Annotated in this window: 2 protein-coding genes and 1 pseudogene; all 3 read right to left on the bottom strand. The window is 37.4% G+C overall.

Annotation, left to right across the window (positions count from 1 at the left end; all coding sequences use genetic code 11):
- Positions 1-2,277: autotransporter outer membrane beta-barrel domain-containing protein (locus ACFIL8_RS07390; protein ID WP_375638722.1), on the bottom strand; the 2,277-nt coding region annotated here is incomplete at its 3' end.
- A gap of 171 nt (positions 2,278-2,448) precedes the next feature.
- Positions 2,449-3,176 (bottom strand): annotated as a pseudogene (locus ACFIL8_RS07385) (autotransporter outer membrane beta-barrel domain-containing protein); the annotation flags it as partial.
- A 686-nt stretch (positions 3,177-3,862) separates the two neighbouring features.
- Positions 3,863-5,324, bottom strand: a 1,462-nt coding sequence (locus ACFIL8_RS07380; protein WP_375689296.1) for an autotransporter outer membrane beta-barrel domain-containing protein, incomplete at its 5' end; no start/stop codon positions are given.

The raw sequence follows: 5,324 nt of genomic DNA, 5'->3' as shown, positions 1-5,324 counted from the left end.
TGGTTCAACAGGGGCAGAAGGAGGAGAAACAGTATCCAGAGATGAAGTGTCCTCCGGAGCAGAGGGCTCAGATGGCAGAACATCATTAGTAGAATCTTCAACTGGAACAAACGGTGCAGGCATAGGTTGCACAGCAGAAGGAGCCTCCGGAACTGTTGGTACAGAGGGAGGCTCAGACGGAACTGGTGCAGAAGGAGTCAGCGTCGAATCCGTAGGGATAAATATTTCAGACGGTTCAGATCCTTCAGGCAAAGAAGGTGTAGATGGTATAAGTGGAGGCTCAACAGAAGGGGGTTGTTCAGGTGAAATAGTCTCTGTTGGTCGTTTAGAAGGAACCGTCTCTTCTTCAGATTGAGGAGGTAAAACTGTAGACGTTGGCTTAGAAGCAGTTTCAGAAGAATCTAATTCAGGACCAATGTAAACACTTTCGAGACGAAAATCCCAAAAATCCCCTTCTCCAACAACCAATCTATTCTTTGGATCTGCATTTCCAGAAGAAGAACTTGGACCATAGACACGAAGTTTATATTGATAAGGAAATCCATTCACCGTAGTATAACTATTGGCTAACTTAAAAGAACTTTCCTCTGCTGTCCCAGCAACTTGAACAAGTGAAATACTTTGACTTCCTTTATTGCCAGCTTCTTCTTCTAAGGTTTTGGAAAATTTCTCCATCATGAGCAGTGTACTTCCCAAAACATTCCCGTAGATCAAAATACGATCAGTTTTTTGAGGATTAAACGAGCCGTCATTATTCACAAACGCACTCATCTTAATCTGCACATTTCCCTTTGCATTATAGGCTTCTTTATCATATTGTATCCCCTCTATTGGATTTATGTCATTTAGATTACTTCCTTTCTCAATATATACTTTTCCAATATATAGCGTTTGATAATCTTGAGATATAAATTTATCAAAAAAAATTGTGCTATCAGAAATGCTTATAGACGAAAGTAATGAATCTACAGGAAGAGATTCCAGTAAATCTGTATGTTTTCTTTTGGTGAGATACCATGCAGAGCCATTTGTTAATTCTAAGTGAACAGTTGATGCATCCTCAACACGAATACCCCCTGTAAGGATAGAATCCTTTGCTTTCACCAATAGAGAAGAATTATTTTGAGCCTTTAACAATAAATCACCAGAGATCTTTGTCCTTTCTGTTAATTCAATGGTAGCTTCAGCTCCATAAATATCATCTCCCGTACTATAAATGGCAATACCATCGGGAACTGAAAAAGTTGTCTGTGACAAATGCAAAGATGCTTCACCCCAAACAATTTTTTCTACTTTTGAAAGTTTTTCACTCCCTACCTTAAACATATCACCCCATACATCTGGGCCTAATCCATAAAAATACAGACCGTATACTCCCTCACCCTGAACAGAAATTTCTGTACCTTCAATCTTAATATTTGTCTTTTTAAACTCATTTGATGAAGCGTATTCTTGAACCAATTTACCTTCAGCATCTGCATAACCTGCAAAATTCGTAATCAAGAAGCCATGCATATCAGTGAGCTGAATAAAATCACCACGTAATTGAACATTACCACCCTGTGATATGTCAAAAGCTCTTGGAAATTCATCAACACTTTCATTATCAACTACAATCGTGTGTTTCTTACCTTTTCCCTGAATATTGGTTGTATCAATAAGATATTTTCCCCCAAATTGTGTTGAAAACGCACCAATCTCATTAAAAGTAATAGTACTGCCTGACATCCTAATGAATGCATCAGAACTACTAACAAATCCAATCCCTTTTGCATTCAAATTATCTGATACAATATCAATATTTACGCTCACTAAAGCAATATCGGTTTTTTTTCCTTCTGCACATACAGCTTGCAAACTACCTTCAATCTTCCCTCTATTCATCACAACTTGCCCATTCTGAACACGAAAACCGGACATATCCTTAATATTTGAATTGGTTAGAACAAGCTTGCCATCATCTTTTACAGATGCACTATATAAAAACATCTGCTTTGGCCTATGCGAGATAATATTTGTCTCTAATAAATTTAAAACAGTTCCCTCTTTTTCTATAGAGAAGACAGCAACAAAATCATCTAGAGAAGAGACAGAAGGAGTATAATTTTTATTACTTATCGTATGTTTTTTACTATCGCTATATGTAAAAAAACTCTCTGATACATTACAGGAAGTTCCTAAATTATTAGGATTCGCATTAACACTCACGATTGGCAAAAAAGAAACAATAGCCGTTGTAATAAATAAAAATCTATACCCGCTTAATACATTAACCATAACTTTATTCCCAATTTGCCTTTCTCCCCCTGTTAGTTAAAAATAAAAAACATTCCCCATAACATTAAGTTAAACACACTAAAAATAGCAAGTATAAAACTTAAATAATCACTTTATACTTCAAAAACACTCTATAACTTATGTAAAAATTACTCTATATTTCATAGGCACCTAAAAACGATAGTATAAACCGCCTGAAAAAAATAATCCCTGAAAAACCACCTTTTCTAAGGCAATGCTGATAAGTTACATCTCCATGCAAAGCAAAGTTTGAAGACAACTGAGCCTTCAATCCCATTCCAGTTTCTAGAGAAGAGCCAAAAGCCCTTATTGGAATTCATCTCCAAACCGCACACGTTGTTTTCCTCTAAAACTAATGGCAAGCTGAAGCTCGCAATTGAAAGAAACAACAAGAGCCTCTTCAGAAGCAGCAAGCATCTTTCTTAAAGACCACCAACACGCATCACCCATAAATCAAGTTTTCCCATCTCAATATCAAAACCATCAATATCAGACGCCTTATCAAACCGCACATTTTGATAAATAACCTAAACCTGCGGATCAAAAATAACCCCTTTATGCCCTGTCGTAAATGACTTGCCCGCAATCAATGAAGCACTCAAAGGTGTTTCCTTCAATGTTGCTGTCTTGCCTCTTGCTTGCGTGAGAACATCCCCTTTAAATAAACCATAGGAAAAAAGGACATCTATATAAAAGCCTGTATCATGCTGCATGCTGCCATATACTGTAATAGACCATTTATCAAATGTACTTTTTTGCTTTCTTTAACATCTTGAGGTTGTAGAAAGTTTTTTTCCATTATTCTCCATTATTCCAAAGCTCAAAGTGTGATGTGTATCCTCAACCGCATTGAGCAAGACACTTGCCTCTATACCATGAACAACAGAAACCTGAATCTTACCTTCATCAAAGGAAAGAACCACCCTGCTTCACACCAAACACAGATTGAGATAACGTAGCATTTCTACCACTTTTCTTTTCGCCATTTCCTGTAATAGAACTCTTTTTAAAAGAAGTTTTATTATCTTTTGACACAACCACTGCTGATGTAATCTTCTCAGATCTCTTTAATTCTAAAATTCCATCAGTTCCTGAAAGCCTTTTTCCCCTTTACTTTTTTGCGGCTTAATAACTATGTTATGAGCTCGTATTGTAAAAATAACACCTGTAGTCCTCCTATCCAATCCACTCATATATAACTTATTACGACTTCCAAAAGTACGAGAAGCATCAACTGTATCACACGAATACGACTTAAAAAGAGAATTACACGAGGGGTTATAATCTTCTGCACTCACATCTATATTGTGCACGAAGAAAGAAATAGAGGTCGTAAGAGAACACACACATAGCGTTTTAGTACTTTAATCATAATTTAGTCTAAACTTCCTTTATTTTATTCATAAAAAACTGAAAAGACACACCTAGTTCATCTACTTATTATGTACCGTTACATATAATTTGTTTTGTATTATATGTAAAGTCAAAAATCAGAAAAACGACACAACAAAACTATGTTTTGTGCTTATGTCTTTCACAAAGGATGTATTAAAGAAAAATACAATTAAAAATGATAACTTAATCCACCAGAAAAATGCGTTCCGGAAAAGCCGTCACTCGTAAATTTATGCTGATAAATCAGATCGCTATGAAAAATAATTTTGGGAGATAATTGCGAAAAAACACCAAATCCAGCTTCTAAAGAAGTCCCAAAGGAACCAAGCTGGAAGGCATCTTTAAAATATACAAATTGTTTATCATCAAAACTACGAATGAAATGAAGCTTACCATAGAATGAGAGAACATGTGCATCTTTATCTTTAGTAAATGTAAGTGTCTTCGTTAAATACCCACCAATACGCATCCCCCAATGATCTGGACTTCGCATATCAATATTAAAATTATCAATATCACGAGTCTTATGAAACTGGAGATTTTGATAAACAAACTGAACCTGTGGTTCAAAAATAAAATATCGGCTGCCTATCATAAACGTTTTACCAGCAATTAAAGAAACACTTAGGGGCTTCCCTCTCAATGCAGCCGTTTTACCTCGCTCAAGTGTGAGAACATTTCCATTAAACAAACCATAAGAGAAGAGACCATCCATATAGAGCCCCGTATCATGCTGCATGCTTCCATATGCTGTTATTGTCCATTTATCAAATATACTTTCTTGACTTTGTTTAACCTTTCGAGGCTGCAAAGAAAGCTTGCCATAATTTCCCATAATCCCAAAAGATGTCGTACTGTATGCACTTTCGATTTTCTTGAGTAAAATACCTGCCTCTAGTGCATTATAATCAAGCTCACCGCCATAATCACCATATTTAAATGCAGACAAATTTGAAGTATAATGATGATGTCCACCGTAACCGCGCAAAAACAAAGCGGGATTTTCATCATTTTTCAACAACCGACCAGGAACAGTTCGCAGCGCTTGCAACAGCTTGCTTTGATTACTGATATCCATCAATCCAGCATAAAATAAGGTATTTGGCACAAGAATATAAGTCAAAACCTGTGGAACAACGACTCTCACATTTGGCTCAAAATGAGAAGAAGGCTCAAAAACAGATGCCGGAACAGAAGAACCAGACGCAGGTGGAGTAACAACAAAAGGAGTGGGTGAAACAGATGACGGAACAAGTGAACCAGATGCAACTGGGGAAACAACAGAAGGAGTGGGTGAAACATGCGGCGGAACAGAAGAACCAGATGCAACTGGAGAAACAACAGAAGGAGTGGGTGAAACATGCGGCGGAACAGGTGAACCAGATGCAACTGGGGAAACAACAGAAGGAGTGGGTGAAACATGCGGCGGAACAAGTGAACCAGATGCAACTGGGGAAACAACAGAAGGAGTGGATGAAACAGATGACGGAACAGGTGAACCAGATGCAACTGGGGAAACAACAGAAGGAGTGGGTGAAACATGCGGCGGAACAGGTGAACCAGATGCAGGTGGAGAAACTGGATTAGATTCAGCAATAGCGGGAACAACAGGTGCAAGAGAGGAAAGAGGA

Source organism: Bartonella sp. AP57NXGY (assembly GCF_042195805.1).
GTDB lineage: Bacteria > Pseudomonadota > Alphaproteobacteria > Rhizobiales > Rhizobiaceae > Bartonella.
This window is presented reverse-complemented; position numbering and strand designations above follow the sequence as displayed.